Source organism: Streptomyces sp. NBC_00028, from assembly GCF_045041065.1.
Taxonomy (GTDB): domain Bacteria; phylum Actinomycetota; class Actinomycetes; order Streptomycetales; family Streptomycetaceae; genus Streptomyces.
The window spans coordinates 1,427,665-1,444,549 of record NZ_CP108293.1; the positions used below are offsets into that span (position 1 = coordinate 1,427,665).

The following is a 16,885-nucleotide window of genomic DNA, read 5'->3' on the forward strand; positions in this document are numbered from 1 at the left end:
ACCCCCATGCGCAAGTTGCTCGCCGCCGCCCTCTGCCTCGCCGCCACCGCCACCGGATGCGGCGCCTCGGTCGAGCCGGCGAAGGAGGCGAAGGACGCCAGGTCCACCGCCGTCACCCTCACCAACTGCGGCCACAAGGTGACCTACGACAAGGTCCCCGAGCGGGTGGTCACCAACGACGTCGGCATCACCGAGCTGATGTTCGCGCTCGGCCTGGAGGACCGCATGGCCGGGTTCGCCATGCCCGACGACAAGGGCGATCTGACCGACGTGCCCTGGAAGGACGGCTACGACAAGGTGAAGTGGCTCTCCAAGGACCAGCTCACCAAGGAGAACGTCCTCGACGCCCGCGGTGACTTCGTCTTCGCCGGCTGGAACTACGGTTTCCGCGAGGACGCCGGCTTCACCCCGGACGCCCTGAAGAAGCTCGGCATCCCCTCGTACGTCCTCACCGAGTCCTGCCGCAACGGCCGTAGCGAGACCGCGCGCGGCATCATGCCGCCCCTGGACGCCCTGTACACCGATCTCACCAACCTCGGAAAGCTGTTCGGCGTCGAGAAGCGGGCGGCGACACTGATCGCCGGCTTCAAGAAGGAGGTCGCGGAGGTCCACGCGAAGGCCCCCGCCAAGAGCCCCAAGGTCTTCCTCTACGACAGCGGCCAGGACCAGCCCTTCACCTCGGGCCGCTACGCCGCCCCCGACCAGATCATCAGCGAGGCCGGCGGCGTCAACGTCATGCACGACGTCCAGGACTCCTGGACGACCGTCGGCTGGGAGAGCGTCGTGGAGCGCGACCCCGACACCATCGTCATCTGCGACTACGGGGACGTGAGCGCGGAACAGAAGAAGAAGTTCCTCCTGTCGTACGCCCCGCTGCGCCATGTCTCCGCCGTCAAGCACCGGCGGATCTTCGTCCTCGACTACGTGGACCTGGTCGAGAGCCCGCGCAACCCGTCGGCGATCGCCAGGCTGGGGGCATACCTGCGGTGAACCCGCGTCTCAGGGGCGCCAGTACAGCGAGGGATCGGGATGGTCTATGAACCCCAGGTCGCGGTAGAGGGGTTCACCCTCGGCCGAGGCGTAGAGGTCCACGCGGGCCACCTCGTGCTCCCGGAACCAGTCGAGCAGCTCAGCCATGATCGCGCGGCTGTGCCCGCGCCGCCGGTGCGCGGGGTCGGTGACGACGCCGATGACCTGGCCGATCCGGCCGTTGAGCAGGTGCGGGCCGGGCAGCCGTTGTTCGACGGCACCGATCCCGCAGGCGGCGAGGCGCCCGTCGTCGCCGTCCACGACGAGGACGCGCACGGTGTCCGCGGTCAGCTGCTCCCGCAGGACGACGGCGAGGGTGTCCAGCCACCCCTCGTCTCCGGAAGGGGAGTTGAAGAACGAGTCGGCGAGCCCGTCGAACAACAGGGCCCGCAGGCGCAGCAGTTCGACGAGGTCGTAGTCCCCCGCCTGACGGACTGCGGAGCGGATGGCGGTGCGTTGTCCCATGCCGACGAGCCTGCTGTAATGACCTTATGCACCTCAACCCTTACGGCGAGGATGCCGTGAACCTCGCCGCCGACCTGGCCAACCGCCGCCCGACCGACGCCGGGGAGCTCGCGCAGCGCTGCCGGGCCGCAGGGGTCGCGGTGGAGGGGCCGGTCACGCCGGAGGACCTCGACCGCGTCGGGGCGACCCTCGACGCGTGGGAGAAGGTCGTCGACGCGTCCGACGAGTCCGAACGCGCCGCGCTGGTCAACGAGATGCTGGCCGCGGCGGCGGCCCACCCCCGCATGACGAACCACGTCGGCAGCGGCTGGCATCTGCACTACCGCGACGACGGCCGGGCGCTCGGCGCGGTCCTCTCGTCACTCATCTCGGTCGGCACGGCACTGCACCTGACGGGCCGTGGCATGCACCGCCTCAGCCGCTGCGCGGTCGCCGAGTGCGCGACGGTCTTCGCCGACACCTCCCGCACCGGCCGACAGCGCTACTGCTCCCAGCGCTGCGCCAACCGCGACGCGGTCCGCCGCCACCGCGCCCGGGGCGTGCCGCCCGCCCGCTGACGGACGGCACCCGCGCGATCAGCTCACTCGCCGACCGGCTTGCCGCGCTGCCAGGCCCAGGCGAGCCGGTCCGCGCCGGACTGGTTGGTGGTCTTCAGCCAGGGCTTGGCCGGGTCACCGGTCAGCTGCTGTATCGAGTAAATGTCGTCGGTGCGCAGGCCCGGCCAGTACACCGAGCCCATCTTCAGCTCGCGGAAGGTGTCGGTGACGGCCTGGATGAAGTTGACGTAGTTGTCGTCCGGGGTCTTCACGTTGTAGTTCAGGCCGGTCGTCATCGGAGCGCCGAACTCGTCCGCCACGGTCCGGTTGGCGCAGTCGCCGATGCGCACCTTGAGGTCGGCGACCCACTCGTCGTAGGTGGCGTACGACTTCCAGAAGCCGTAGTGGTGCAGGGAGAGGTACGTGCCCTTCAGACGCGGGTCGGCGCAGACGGACGTGACGTGGTCGTTGTAGCCGGCGCCGCTGACGAACACGCGGTTGCGCGGCACGGACTTGTAGGTGTCGAGCCACTTCGCGGCGATGTCGGCCCACTCGGTGTCGGTGTAGCCGTGGGGCTCGTTCATCGGCTCGAAGTAGACCCGGGAGTTGCCCTTGTAGGCCTTGACGACGGTGTTCCACATCGGCCAATAGGAGGTCTCGTCGTCGATGTAGCCGTCCTTGCGGTCGCCGGTGCCCTCCCAGTAGGACACGATCACCTTGAAGCCGTGGGCCGTCGCGGCGTCGATGACCCCGCGGTAGGACTTCCAGTAGGAGCCGTTGACCGTGTACGGGTTGATCGGCAGCCGGACCGTGTTGGCGCCGAGGTTGGCGCGGAACGCGGAGATGACGCGGCTCGCCTTGGCGTAGGTCTGGGCGTAGGTGTCGCTGGTCGACAGGCCGGACAGCTGGAGCAGGTCGTCGGCGAAGTTGTCGCGCGGGTCGGCCCAGTTGACCCCCTTGAACTGGGTGGTGTCGATGCTCGGCGCGGCGGAGGCGGGGCTGCCCGCGAGGCCGGCGCCGGTGACGGCGGCGATCGCGACCGCGGCGAGGGCGGCCCGCGTACGGGGCTTGAGGCGGGTGCTGACAGGGGTCTTGCGCATCGACGTACCCTTCCGGAGCGACAGGATGTTTACGTAAACATCACGGCGCCGGAATCGTGGCATCCGCCCCGACGACCGTCAAGGTTTCCCACACGTAACATCCCTTGCGACAGGGACGGGGTCCGGGACGGACGAGGGAGGCACCAGTGGTGGAGCGAGGCGGTTCCGGGGTGCCCGGCGGGCGCCGCAGACAGCGGGTGTCCATGGCCGATGTGGCCCAGCGCGCGGGGGTGTCGTCGCAGACCGTGTCGCGGGTCTCCAACGGCCATCCCGGGGTGATCGAGTCCACGCGGGAGCAGGTCCTCGCGGCGATGCGGGAGCTCGGCTACCGGCCCAACAGCGCGGCCCGTGCCCTGCGTTACGGCCAGTTCAACACCATCGGCGTGATCCTCTTCGACCTGGCATCCACCGGCAACAGCCGCACCGTGGAGGCGATCGCCACGCACGCCGCGGCCGAGGGGTACGCGATCACCCTGATCCCGATCGACGTGCCGACCCAGGACAACGTGCTGGGCGCCTTCACCCGCATGGGAGAGCTGGCGGTCGACGCCGTCATCGTCATCATGGAGGTCCATCTGCTGGACACCGGCACGGTCCAGCTCCCGCCCGGGGCACATGTCGTCGTCGTGGACTCCGACGCCGGCGACCGCTACAGCGTGGTCGACACCGACCAGGCCGACGGCGCCCGAAAGGCCGTACGGCATCTGCTCGACCTGGGCCACCGCACCGTGTGGCATCTGACCGGCCCCGAGGCCTCCTTCGCCGGGCAGCGCCGGACGCAGGCGTGGCGTGCGGTGCTGGAGGAGGCGGGGTGTCCGGTGCCGGAGCCGCTGCACGGGGACTGGACGGCGGAGTCCGGGTACGCGGCCGGGCTGGCCCTCGCCGAGCAGCCCGACTGCACGGCGGTGTTCGCGGCCAACGACCAGATGGCACTGGGCCTGTTGCGGGCCTTCCACGAGCGCGGGGTCGCGGTGCCCGGCGAGGTCAGTGTCGTCGGCTTCGACGACATCCCGGACGCCGCCTACTTCGTGCCGCCGCTGACCACCGTCCACCAGGACTTCACCGAGGTCGGCCGCCGCTGTGTACAGACGGCACTCCAGCAGATCCGTACCCCGGGCGAAGTCCGGCCGGGCAACGACCTGGTCCCGACCCGGCTGGCACTGCGGGCGAGCACGGCACCGCCACGAGCGGGGACCGGCGAACACGCCGCCCACCCACGCAACTGACCTCCCGGCCACCACAGACGGGCCGCCCGCGAAGGAGCGCGCGGGGAGGCAACCCAACCGCGCGCCGCTGAACCACTGCTCCCCGAAAGCCCGCCCCGCGCCACGAAGAGCGCCGCCCCCGGCCTGAGCCTCCGCGCCGCCGCCCTCAGCACCCCCGCCCGTGAGAACGACGGGCCGCCCGGAACCGACGGCCGCCCGGGCCACGCACGGGCCTCCCGCCCAGGGGCACCGCCCCGCACAGGACGCGACGAGCGCGCCACACGCTCGCGCATCCGGCCTGCCGGCCACCGCAGACGGGACGCACGCCGAAGAAAGCACCGGAAGAAACCACACCCACGCACCCGAACCACCGAGCCGCCACGGCCAGCAACCCCCCGCCCGTGAGAACGACGCGCCGCGCGGAACCGACGGCCACGCACGGGCCTCCCGCCCTGGGGCACCGCCCCGGGCAGGACGCCACGAGCGCGCTACCCGCTCACGCATCCGGCCTGCCGGCCACCGCAGACGGGACGCACGCCGAAGAAAGCACCGGAAGAGAACACACCCACGCACCCGAACCACCAAGCCACCACCGCCGGCAACCCCCGCCCAGGAGAACGACGCGCCGCGCGGAGCTGACGGCGGCTCTGGCCTCCCTGGGGTCTCTCGTCCGACAAAACGCCGTCACTCGTCCGTGGGGCGAAAGCGCAGTTCCGGTGGGTGGGACGGGGCGGCGCCCCGAGAATCCGGGCCATGGGAACTGGTCGGCGGGCGCGACGCATCGGGCTGCTCTATCTCCTGCTGTCGGTCGCCGGCACGGCCGGGGCAGTGTGGGTGACGGTCCGTTTCGAGTTGCGGATGGCCGAGACGGTCGCGGCGCTGCTGCCGTCCGTCGGCGGTACGTATCTCTCCTGGGCGACGTTCCGCGCCGAACGGCACGAGGCCGCGCGGGAGGACGGCCCGGCCTCCGTCGCGGACCGGCTGGCGGTCGCCGTGCGGCGCCAGTGGGAGGCCGAGGCGATGGTGCGGCGGCTCGACGACCCGTATCCGCTGCCGGTCTCCTGGCAGCCCGCCGACCCGCGCTATGGCGAACCCTGGGCGCTGCTGCGGGAGATGGCCGGGAACTGGCCCGCCGCCCGGCCGGAGGCGCGCTCTGGCTGGGCCGGTGGGCCCGAGGAACTGGCCGGGACGGGCGGGGAGATCGCCGAGGTGTTCCTCGCGCGGGTGCCGACGCGCCGGCTCGTGGTGCTGGGCGGTCCGGGCAGCGGCAAGACGATGCTGCTCGTACGGCTGCTGCTGGCGCTCCTCGCCGACCGCCCGGCGGGCGGCCCGGTCCCGGTGCTGTTCTCGCCGGCCTCCTGGAATCCCGCCGTACAGCCGCTGGAGTCCTGGATGGCCGAGCAGCTCGCGCGTGACTACAGCGGGCTCGGCGACCCGGAGGCGGGCCCGGCCGACCGGGTGGGGCGGGCGCGGCTGCTCCTTGAGCACCGGCTGATCCTGCCGATCCTCGACGGCTTCGACGAGATCCCCGAGCCGTTCCGCGCCCGGGCACTGCACGCCGTCAACTCCGCGCTGCGGCCCGGCCAACCGTTCGTCCTGTCCAGCAGGGCGGAGGAGTACGCGGCGACGCTGGCCCCGGCCGACGGGGTGCCGGTGCGGCTCAGCGGGGCCGCGACCGTGGAGCTCCGGCCGCTCGACGTGGCGGACGTCGCCGCCTATCTGCGCCGGGACGCCGGTGGTCTGGAGCCGGCGGACGCCCGCTGGGAGCCGGTGGTGGGGCTGCTCGGCACCGACGCGTCCGTGGCCCGGGCGCTGACCACGCCGCTGACGCTGTTCCTGGCCCGGACCGTCTACAACCCCCGCCCGGGAGAGGGCGCGGCCGGCCTCCCCGACCCCGCGGACCTGTGCGACCGGGACCGCTTCCCCGACCCGGCGGCCGTCCGCACCCACCTCTTCGACGCCTACGTCCCCGCCGCCTACCGGCCGCATCCGGACCACCCCTGCCGCTGGACCCCCGAACAGGCCGAGCACACCCTGCGCCACCTCGCGCGGCAGCTGCACGGCGGCACCGACCTCGCCTGGTGGCATCTGCGCCGCACCCTGCCCGTCCGGGTCGCCCAAGTGGCGACCGGGGCCACCCTCGGCGCCATGGCGTGGCTCACCGCCACCGGAGCGGGCCGGCTCACCGCCCTCCTCGGCGGCCTGGACTCCGGGTGGCTGACGGGCCCGCCCGCGGCGATGGTCGCGGGTCTGGCCGGAGGCATCGCGGGCGGCATCGGCTGCGGTCTGGTCGCCGGGGTCACCGGGGGCGTCGCCGAAGGGCTGACCCATCTGCTCGCGACCGGTCAACTCGCCTGGCCCGCGACCACAACGGCCTATGGCCTCGCGTACGGCTTCGCGGGCGGCGTCGTCGGCGCGCTGTCCAGCAGAGTGGCGGCACCACGGCCCGACACGGCGACGCAGCCCAGCAGAGTGACGGCACCACAGCCCGACACGGCAGCGCAGCCCAGCAGAGTGACGGCACCACAGCCCGACACGGCAGCGCGCGCCTGGAGTTGGCGCAAGTGCGCCCTTGGTCTCCTCTGCGGCACCGCGCTCTGGTTCTCGTACCGTCTCACCTACGGCTCACGGGCCGCGCTGGTCGGCGCCCTGCTCACGGGCGCGGTGTACGCGGTGGCCGGCGGCGCTGTCGGCGGCCGGGCCAGCAGTCTGTCCGCGCACCGGGAGGGTGCGGTGCCGACCGTCAGGACCCGCTGGGCCTGGAACTGGCGGGGCTTCGGGACGGGGCTGGCCAGCGGCTCCGCCATCGGCGTGACCCACTGGGCGGTGCTGCGCGTGTTGGCGCTGCTGACCGGCAGGTCCGCCTATCCGCTGAGCACGATGGTCGCGTTCTCGTGCGCGTTCGGTCTGGCGGTCGGTGTCGCCCGCGGCCTCACCGGCAAGCCGGCCGACCTCACCGCGCCGGTCGCACCCGACCTGCTCCTCGATCAGGACCGCAGGATCGTCGGACGGCTGTGGGCCGTCGTCGGTCTGGCGGTCGGTGCCGGGTTCCTGGGCTGCTACGGCGCCGATCTCGTCGTCCAGGGCGGCTTCTCGTACGGCCTGGGCCGCGGGACCGCGGACGGCCACGCGATCGCGATGAGCCCGCTGCACATCCTCGACCGGGGGCTGGCCTACGGCGTCACCGTCGGCCTCGCCGCCGCGCTCAGCCACAACGCCTGGTGGTACCACACCCTGACCCGCCACCACTTGGCCGTGCGCCGAGGGCTGCCCCGCGATCTGACGGCGTTCCTCACCGACGCCCACGAGCGGCACGGCGTGCTGCGCCAGGTGGGCGCCGTGCACCAGTTCCGCCACCTCGACCTGCAACGCCGTCTGGCCGAGACGGACGCCGGTCCCCAACTGCCCTGTCCACGGCCGCCGTCGAGGCGGGAGGCGGGGACGGACCTGAGCGTGTGAGGTGTGGGCCCGGCCTGGGAGACGGCCGGACCCACGGGGGTTCAGGCGGTGTGGAGGGTCAGGCCGTACCGGTTGAGGATCTCGTTGACGGGCTGGAACCAGGTCTCGCCCCCGCTGGAGCAGTTGCCCCAGCCGCCGGAGGTGACGCCCTGGGCCTGGTCGCCGCTGATGAACGAGCCCCCGGAGTCGCCCGGTTCGGCGCAGACGCTGGTCTTGGTCATCTGACGCACCGCGCCCTGGCTGTAGTTGACGGTCTCGTTCATGGCGAGGACCGTGCCGCAGTGCCAGTGCGTGGTCGAGCCCGAGCGACAGACGGACGAGCCGACGGGCGCCACGTTGGAGCCGCGCACGAGCTGGTCGGAGACGGTGCCCCAGCCGAGCACGACCGGCACCGTCCACCAACCGCTGCCCACGTTGACCCAGGCGTAGTCGTTCTCCGGGAACGACGAGCCCTGGAAGTTGCCGACGTAGCTGCGGTCCCAGCCGTAGACGGCGCCGGTGTGCTGGTCGCAGTGTCCGGCGGTGATGAACCCGCCGTACACCGAGAAGCCTATGGAGCAGCGGACGTTGCCGGTGTAGAAGGGGTCGCCCCCGACGGTTCCTGCGGCGAAGGTCCGCGGTGCGGTGGCGAGGTGCCGGACGGTGACGGGGCCGGCGCGGTGAGCCTGCGCCACGAAGCGCCGGACATCGTTGTCGGCCCGCTTGTTCGTGACGACATTGACGACGACGGTGCTCGCCTGCGGATCGACATGCCAACTGGCCACGCCCGCGGGGGCGGTGAGCCGGTCGAGGCGGTCCTGGGTGGCGGCGAGTTCGCGGGCCGTGTGGGCGACGGTGCGGACGTCGGCGCCGGTGGCGCGTACCGCTCGGACGGTGGCCCGGGTCGCGTCCGGGGTGAGGCCCACGGTCAGGGTCGCGGCGTCGGCGTCGTACCAGGTGCCGCCGAGTGAACTCCCGGCGGCCCGGCGGACCTTGGGCTCGATGGCCGTGGCCCGCCGCTCGGCGGCGAGCCGCTGCTCGGCCTGGGTCCTGGTGAGGTGCAGGTCGCTCTGCATCGCCGTGAGGAGACCGGCGGACGCGGGCGCCTTCGCCGTGCGGGCCTCGTCGGCGGTGGCGGGTGTGCCGCCCGCGGCGACACCGGCGCCGAGGGTGAGCAGAACGGCCAGGACGGCGTGCGTAAGTCTGGTGCGTCTCATGGGGGTTGCCCTTCGTCGTTCCAGTGGAGTGGGGATGGAACAGCGGGGAACAGCAGGATGCTGAGAGCGCTCTCAGGGGTGTGGCCGGGCAGAGCCTAGCGGCTGATCATGGTCAGGTCCATACCAATTCCGTCGCTCTCTCGAACAGCTCGCACCCCGGCTCAACCGGTCCGGCCCCGGCGCGTCGTCGGAGCGGCGCGACATAGGCTGATCCAAGATCCGCAGCGAAGCGGAACTCCCTTCGACAGGAGGCCCGATGGGTGTGGCGGAGGCGGTCAGGGTCCGGCCGGTGCCGGAGCTGCTCGCGGAGAACGCCTTACGGTACGGCGAGAAGCTCGCGTTCGCCGACGACCGGCGCGGGGTGAGCTGGGCCGAACTGGAGCGCAGGACCGCCCGGTTGGCGGCCGGACTCGGGGTCGAGCGCGGTACCAGAGTGGCCTTCTGCCTGGACAACGGCGTCGAGCTGGTCGAGGGTCTACTGGCCACCGTCCGCGCCGCGGCCGTCGGGGTGCCGCTGCCGCCGCGGGCCACCCACTCCGAGCTCGTGCACCTGCTGGCCGACTGCGATCCCGCCGTGGTCGTCACCGACCAGCGGCGCCTGCCGCGGATCGCGGGAATGGTCGCGGGGCGGCCGGTGCGGCTGGTGGTGATCGGGGAAGGACCCGTGCCGGAGGGCGCCGCGCACTTCGAGGATCTCCTCGCGGAAGACCGGACCGCGCCCCGCGACGACCTCGGACTGGACGAACTCGCCTGGCTGCTCTACACCTCCGGTACCTCAGGCACCCCCACGGCGGCCGTGTCGAGCCAGCGTTCCGCGCTCTGGTCGTCGTTCGCCTGCTATCTGCCACGTCTGGGGCTCTCCGCCGCGGACCGGGTGCTCTGGCCCCTGCCGCTGGCCCACACCTACGCCCACTCGCTGTGCGTCCTGGGCACCACCGCGGCCGGGGCGAGCGCGCGCATCACCTCGGGTCCCGGCCCCGTCCATCTCGCCCGGCTGATGGGCGAGTTCGAGCCGACCGTGCTCGGCGGGGTGCCGCTCACCTTCCGGCAGCTGCTCGACACCGGCCTCGGCGCGGTGCCCTCGCTGCGCGTGTGTGTCACCGCGGGCGCGCCGAGCGACCCGGAGCTGCGGGCGGAGGTGGAGCGGCGGTTCGGGGCGCCGCTGCTCGACGGCTACGGGTCCACCGAGACCTGCGGCAAGATCGCCATGGAGTCGGTCGACGGGCCGCGGGTGCCGGGGAGCAGCGGTACGCCGGTACCCGGCATGGACGTCCGGCTGGTCGATCCGGACAGCGGCCTGGACGTCGTCGGCGCCGAGGGCGAGATCTGGGTGCGCGGCCCCGGTGTCATGCTCGGCTACCACAACCGGCCCGACGCGGACGCCGACGCCGTGCGGGAGGGCTGGTACCGCACGGGTGACCTGGGACGGCTCGGCGCGGGCGGCTGTCTGACCGTCGCCGGGCGGCTCGACGACCGGATCGTGCGCGGCGGCGAGAACGTCGACCCGGCCGAGGTCGAGCGGGTGCTGCGCGCGCTGCCCGGGGTACGCGACGCGGCCGTGGTGGCGCGGGCGCATCCACTGCTGGGCGAGGTCCCGGTGGCGTTCGTCGTCCCTGCCGAGCAGTCGCTGGACCCCGCCGGGCTGCTGCGGGGGTGCGCCGCGGTCCTGTCGGCGCACAAGGTGCCCGAGGAGGTCCTGTTCACCCCGGCCGTACCGCGCACGGCGGCGGGCAAGCCACGGCGGGCGGTGCTGCGCGAGACGCTCGCCGAGCGGCCCCCGGCACCCGATCTGACGGTGCTGGCCGGTCTGACGGCTGGCGAACGTCGGTCGGCGCTCACGGAGTTGGTGTGCCGGGAGGCCGAGGCGATCCGGGGCACGGTGGCCGATCCCGCCACCGCCTTCGCCGATCTCGGGCTGACCTCGATGGACGCCATGACCCTGTGGCACCGGCTCAGCCTGCGCACCGGACTGCGGCTGCCGGCGACCCTGGTCTGGGACCACCCGAACCCGGCCGCGGTCGCCGCCTTCCTGGACATCCTGATGAGCGGCGACGCGCCGGCGCCGGTCCCGCCGCCGCGCGGTCCGCGGGCCGAGCCGATCGCGATCGTGGCCGTCGGCTGCCGCTACCCGGGCGGGGTGAGCTCCTCGGAGGACCTGTGGCGGCTGGTGTCCGACGGTGTCGACGCCACCGGTGACTTCCCCGCCGACCGCGGCTGGGACATCGACGCCCTGCACGATCCTGACCCCGACCGGCTCGGGACGACGTACACCCGCCGCGGCGGCTTCCTCGACGGGGCGGCCGACTTCGACCCGCTGTTCTTCGGGATCTCCCCGCGCGAGGCGCTGGCGATGGACCCGCAGCACCGGCTGCTCCTCGAGGTCGCGTGGGAGACGCTGGAGCGCGCGGGCATCCCCGCGCCCTCGGTGCGCTCCAGCGCCACCGGGGTGTTCGTGGGCCTGATGCACGCCGGGTACGGCACCGGGCTCTCGCCCCACGAGCTGGAGTCGCACATCGGCATCGGCTCGTCGGGCAGTGTGGCCTCGGGGCGGATCTCGTACGTCCTCGGGCTGCGCGGCCCGACGATGACCGTGGACACGGCGTGTTCGTCGTCGCTGGTCGCGATGGACCTGGCCGCGAAGGCGCTGCGGGCGGGCGAGTGCACACTCGCGCTGGCGGGCGGGGTGACGGTGCTGTCCAGCCCGCAGCCGTTCATCGCGTTCAGCAGGCAGCGCGGTCTTGCGGCGGACGGCCGATGCCGGTCGTTCGCGGCGGGCGCGGAGGGCACCGCGTGGGCCGAGGGCGTCGGCCTGGTGCTGCTGGAGAAGCTGTCGGACGCCCGGCGCAACGGCCATCCGGTGCTGGCGGTGGTGCGCGGTTCCGCGGTGAACTCCGACGGCGCGTCGAACGGCCTGACCGCCCCCAACGGCGAGGCACAGCGCGAACTCATCCGCCTGGCCCTGGCCGACGCGGGCCTGGGCCCGGCCGACGTCGATGTGGTCGAGGGCCACGGCACGGGCACCGCGCTGGGCGACCCGATCGAGGCGGGCGCCCTGCTGGCCACCTACGGCCAGGATCGCGACCCGGCCGACCCGGTGTGGCTGGGCTCGGTCAAGTCCAACCTCGGTCATCCGCAGGCAGCCGCCGGGGTGGCCGGCGTCATCAAGATGATCGAGGCGATGCGCCACGGCGAACTGCCCCGCTCTCTCTACGCGGAACAGCCGTCGCCGCACGTGGACTGGTCCGAGGGGGCGGTACGACTCCTCGACCGCCCCCGACCGTGGCCGCACCGCGACCGGCCGCGCCGTGCGGCGGTCTCATCGTTCGGCATCGGCGGCACCAACGCCCATCTGATCATCGAGCAACCCCCGGCGCGGGAGGAGGCCGGCGGCAGCCGTCTGTCCGGTGCCCCCTGGCTGGTCAGCGGCGGCGACGAGGCCGGACTGCGGGCGCACGCCGGGAAGTTGGCCCAGGCGCTGGCGGACATCACGGACAAGGACGCGCCGGACGTGGCGTACGCGCTCGCCACCACCAGGACGCCGCTCCCCCACCGCGCGGCCGTACAGGGCGCCGACGCCTCCGAACTCCTCGCCGGCCTGCGCCGGTTGGCCACCGGCGAGGAGACTCCCGACCTGCTCAGGGGCACCGTGCGCGCCACCCCGAAGCTGGCGCTGCTCTGCGCAGGACAGGGCACCCAGCGCACCGGAATGGGCCGTGACCTCGCCGCCGCCTTCCCGGTGTTCGACGTCGCCTTCACCGAAGTGTGCGAGCTGTTCGGCCCGTTGCTTGACCACCCTCTGCGCGAGGTGATCGACGACCCCGACGGCGACCTGCTCGACCGCACGGACTACGCGCAGCCCGCGTTGTTCGCCTTCGAGGTCGCCCTGCACCGGCTGCTCGCCGCGTGGGGTGTGCGCCCGGACTACCTGGTCGGCCACTCGATCGGCGAACTGGCCGCCGCCCACCTGGCGGGCGTGTTCTCCCTCGCCGACGCGGTACGGCTGGTGGCCGCACGGGGCCGGCTCATGGCCGCGCTGCCCCCGGGCGGCGTGATGATCGCCGTGCAGGCTCCGGAGGCGGAGGTCGCGCGCAGGCTCGCCGAGACGCCAGGCCAGGTATCGATCGCGGCCGTCAACGGACCCGTGTCGGTCGTGGTGTCCGGCGAGGAGGACGCCGTGACCGCGCTGGCCGCCTCGGTCGGCGGGCGGAGCACCCCGCTGCGGGTGAGCCACGCCTTCCACTCGCCGCTGCTCGACCCGATGCTCGCCGAGTTCCGCGCGGTCGCCGGGACCGTGACGTACCGGCGGCCGTCCGTGCCGGTGGTCTCCACGCTGACCGGCCGCCCCGAGCGGGACGCGCTCACCACCGCCGACCACTGGGTACGGCAGGTCCGGGAGACGGTCCGGTTCGCCGACGCGGTGAACCGGCTGGCGGAGGCGGGAGTGACGGCGTTCGTCGAGGCCGGTCCCGCCGCCGCGCTGAGTGTGGCGGCCGAGGGGTGTGTCGCGCCGGACGCGGGCGCGGTGTTCACTCCGTGCGCCGACGCGCGGGGAGCGCTCGCGGCGCTGGCCGCCCTGCATGTGCACGGCGTGCCGGTGGACTGGCGGTCGGTGTACTCCGGCAGCGGCGCCCGTCCGCGCGCGCTGCCGACGTACCCCTTCCAACGGCAGCGGTACTGGCTGCACGCGGCCCGGCATCCGGTCGCGGCCGGGCATCCGCTGCTCGGCGAGCCCCAGCCGGACGCCGACGGGCCCGGCGTACGGCACACCGGGGAGCTCTCCGTCGTACGGCAGTCCTGGCTCGCCGACCACACGATCGGCGGCCGGGTCCTGCTGCCCGCTGCGGCCTTCGCCGAGCTGGCCTGCCATGCGGCCGGGGCCTCCGGGCCGGTACGGCTCGTGGACCTCACCTTCCGTGAGCCGCTGGTGCTCCCGGAGTCGGAGCCGGTGCGCGTCCAGGTCGTCACCGGTGGCCCGGACGAGACGGGGAACCGGCCCGTCGCCGTCTGGGCGCGGGCCGCTGAGACCTGGACGCGGCACGCCACGGCGACCATCGCCCCGGTCGGCGCGGCCCCCGTCGTACCGCTCCGGGTATGGCCGCCCTCGGGTGCCGAGCGGCTCCCGGTCGACTACGACCGCCTCGCCGCCCACGGCCACGCCTACGGGCCCGCCTTCCGCGCGGTCACCGCGTTGTGGCGCCGGGGGGACTCCCTGTACGCCGAGCTGGCCCTGCCCCCGAGGGAGGCGGCGACCGCCGGTTCCTACCTCCTGCACCCGGCGCTGCTCGACGCGGCCCTGCACGCCGCGCTCCTGGCCGAGGGGCCGGGCGAGGCACGCGTCCCGCTCACCTGTGCCGGGCTCACGGTGTACGCGACGGGCGCCACGGCCGCACGCGCCCATCTCGAACGGCTCGGTCCGGACGAGTTCCGGGTGACGCTCACCGATCCGGCCGGGCAGCCCCTGGCCGCGGTCGAGTCGATGGTCACGCGGGTGCTGCCCGTCCAACGGCCAGCGGTGCGAGGCGAGTTGTACCGGACGGCATGGCGACCGGCGACGACCGGCGGGAACGCCGATCCGCGACACGAGCTGTTCGACGTGACCGGTCTCGCTGTGGGCACGGACATGCCCGACCGGGTACGGGGTCTGCTCGACGCCACGCTGGAGCGGGTGCGGGAGTGGGTCGCCGACGGCCGCCCGGGGAGGCTGCTCATCCTCACCGGCAACGCCACCGGCGACGATCCCGACCCGGCCGAGGCGGCGGTGGCCGGGCTCGTGCGCAGTGCGCAGTCCGAGCACCCGGGCCGACTGGTGCTGTTCGACCGGCGCGGGGGCACGACGTCGCCGGCGGAGCTGGAAGCGGCGCTGCGCACGGGCGAACCGCAGGTCGCCCTGCACGAGGGTGCCGTTCTCGTGCCCCGGCTGACGGCCGCGCCGTCTTCCGCCGAGGCCGAGGCTCCCGTCCTCGATCCGGACGGCACCGTGCTGATCACCGGCGGCACCGGAGCGCTCGGGGCGAGCCTGGCCCGGTACCTGGTCACCGAACGCGGGGTACGTCGGCTGGTGTTGGCCGGGCGCGGCGGGCGTACACCGGCGTGGGTGGGTGAACTCGACGCGACCGTACGGGTGGTGGCCTGCGACGTGAGCGACCGCGCTGCCGTCGACGCCCTCGTGGCGTCCTGCGGGCCGTCGCTGACCGCGGTGTTCCATCTCTCCGGCGTCGTGGACGACGGTGTGGTGGGCGGTCTGACGCCGGAGCGGCTGGCGGCCGTCGTGGCGCCGAAGGCGGACGGGGCCTGGCATCTGCACGAGGCCACGAAGGAGCTGGGGCTGTCCGCGTTCGTGCTCTACTCCTCGGCCGCCGGGGTGCTGGGCCGCCCTGGACAGGCCAACTACGCCGCGGCCAACGGGTTCCTGGACGCGCTGGCCCGCCACCGGAGCGCCCGGGGCCTGCCCGCACAGTCTCTCGCCTGGGGACCGTGGACCACGGCCGACGAGGACGGCATGGCCGCCCAGGTCGCACCACGCCAACTCGCCGACGGCGGAGTGCTGCCGGTCGGCGAGGAGGAGAGCGTCGGTCTTCTCGACCGGGCTTTGCGCACCACCGAGCCGGTGCTCGTGCCGATCGCGCTGGATCTGACGGCACTGCACGGTGCGACCGCTCCGCCGGTCCTCGCGGACCTGCTGCCGCGCCGTCCGGCCGCCTCCGCCACCACGGCTACGGCGCAGGTGCCCGGCGCGTGGCGTGAGCGGCTCGCGTCCGTACCGGCGGCCGAACGTCGCGATGTGCTGGGCGAGTTGATCCGCGCCGAACTGGCCTTGGTGCTGGGCTTCCCGGACGCGGCAACGTTCCCCGCCGAGCGAGCCTTCACCGAGCTCGGGTTCGACTCGCTGACGGCGGTGCAGTTCCGCAACCGGCTCAGCGCGTTCACCCGGGTGCGGTTGGCGCCGTCGATCGTGTTCGACCATCCGACGCTGCCCGCGCTGACCGCGCATGTGCACGAGGCGCTGGCCCAGGTACTGCCGGATGCCTCTGACGCGCCCGCGAGCCCCGAGGCAGAGCCGTCGTCCTACCGCTTCGGCCCCCTGTACCACCAAGTCCTCCGCGAACGCGGCCCCTTCGAGGCGATGGGCCTGCGTTTCCTCGCCTCCCACGCGCTCCCCGCGTTCTCCGTCGCCGACCGTGCCCGGCACGCCGTGGCTCCGGTACGGCTGGCCCAGGGGGCGGGAACACCCCTGGTGTACATCCCGGACTACCTCACGCCCTACCACCGCGTGCCGACCGGTCTGGCGAAGCAGTTCGACGGTGAGCGCGACCTGTTCCTGCTGGAGCACCCGGGGTTCGGCTCCCGGCGGGCGGTGCCCGAGGGGATGGACGCGATCGTGCGCACGCATGTCGACACCGTCCGGGCGTTGCCGGTGCACGGTCCGGTGGTCCTCGTCGGCTACTGCGCGGGCGGCGCGATCGCGCACGCCGTGGCCGCGGAACTCACCGAGGCCGGTGCGGCACCGGCCGGGTTGGTGCTGCTCGACGTGCACGCGGGTGTGCTGCGCCGGGACGACGAGCGGGCGCTGGCGCTGATGGCGGCCGGTGCCGAGCTGCCGGACGACGTCGTCGCCGAGTTCGACGACTCGCTGCTCATCGCGGGCGGCGGCTATGCGCGCGTGCTGGAGCACTGGGAGCCGGAGCCCTCCCCCGTCCCGGCCCTGCTGGTGCGGGGCCGGCCGACCGCGCAGATGCTCCGCACCGACCCCGACGGCGACTGGCGGCCCCGCTGGCCGCTTCCCCACGAGGCCGTCGACGTCCCCGGCGACCACTACACCCTCGTCCACCACGACGCCGACACCACGGCCGTGGCGATGCGCGCCTGGCTGACGGCATGAGCGACCGTAACGGCCG

At 73.6% G+C, this 16,885-nt stretch carries 8 protein-coding genes; 5 read left to right on the forward strand and 3 right to left on the reverse strand.

Features of this window, described 5'->3' with window-relative positions; translation table 11 throughout:
* Window positions 1-6 precede the first annotated feature (6 nt).
* Complete coding sequence (locus OG885_RS06265; RefSeq protein ID WP_405727283.1) at window positions 7-990, forward strand: ABC transporter substrate-binding protein; 984 nt, start codon at window positions 7-9, stop codon at window positions 988-990.
* A gap of 9 nt (window positions 991-999) precedes the next feature.
* Here the strand turns inward: OG885_RS06265 and OG885_RS06270 are convergent, their stop codons facing one another.
* A complete protein-coding gene (locus OG885_RS06270) occupies window positions 1,000-1,494 on the reverse strand; it encodes a GNAT family N-acetyltransferase (protein ID WP_405727286.1) in 495 nt (164 codons plus the stop codon).
* A 26-nt stretch (window positions 1,495-1,520) separates the two neighbouring features.
* Here OG885_RS06270 and OG885_RS06275 point away from each other — a divergent pair, with 26 nt between their 5' ends.
* Window positions 1,521-2,051 (forward strand): CGNR zinc finger domain-containing protein, encoded by a 531-nt coding sequence (locus tag OG885_RS06275; protein WP_405727289.1) that lies wholly within the window; start codon window positions 1,521-1,523, stop codon window positions 2,049-2,051.
* 23 nt (window positions 2,052-2,074) lie between these two features.
* On the opposite strand, the gene OG885_RS06280 is transcribed toward OG885_RS06275, so the two are convergent.
* Window positions 2,075-3,130 carry a glycoside hydrolase family 5 protein gene (locus OG885_RS06280; RefSeq protein ID WP_405727292.1) on the reverse strand — a complete coding sequence of 352 codons (1,056 nt, stop codon included), beginning with the start codon at window positions 3,128-3,130 and terminating at the stop codon, window positions 2,075-2,077.
* Window positions 3,131-3,276: 146 nt separating this feature from the next.
* Here OG885_RS06280 and OG885_RS06285 point away from each other — a divergent pair, with 146 nt between their 5' ends.
* Together OG885_RS06285 and OG885_RS06290 are read left to right on the forward strand one after the other, a co-directional pair.
* Entirely contained in the window at window positions 3,277-4,356 is a 1,080-nt protein-coding gene (locus OG885_RS06285) for a LacI family DNA-binding transcriptional regulator (RefSeq protein ID WP_405727295.1), read from the forward strand.
* Between the two features lie 732 nt (window positions 4,357-5,088).
* Window positions 5,089-7,794 carry an NACHT domain-containing protein gene (locus OG885_RS06290; RefSeq protein ID WP_405727298.1) on the forward strand — a complete coding sequence of 902 codons (2,706 nt, stop codon included), beginning with the start codon at window positions 5,089-5,091 and terminating at the stop codon, window positions 7,792-7,794.
* A gap of 41 nt (window positions 7,795-7,835) precedes the next feature.
* Here the strand turns inward: OG885_RS06290 and OG885_RS06295 are convergent, their stop codons facing one another.
* A complete protein-coding gene (locus OG885_RS06295) occupies window positions 7,836-8,990 on the reverse strand; it encodes a S1 family peptidase (protein ID WP_405727301.1) in 1,155 nt (384 codons plus the stop codon).
* A gap of 256 nt (window positions 8,991-9,246) precedes the next feature.
* Between OG885_RS06295 and OG885_RS06300 the strand changes: the two genes are divergently transcribed.
* Window positions 9,247-16,869 (forward strand): SDR family NAD(P)-dependent oxidoreductase, encoded by a 7,623-nt coding sequence (locus OG885_RS06300; RefSeq protein ID WP_405727304.1) that lies wholly within the window; start codon window positions 9,247-9,249, stop codon window positions 16,867-16,869.
* Window positions 16,870-16,885: the final 16 nt, after the last annotated feature.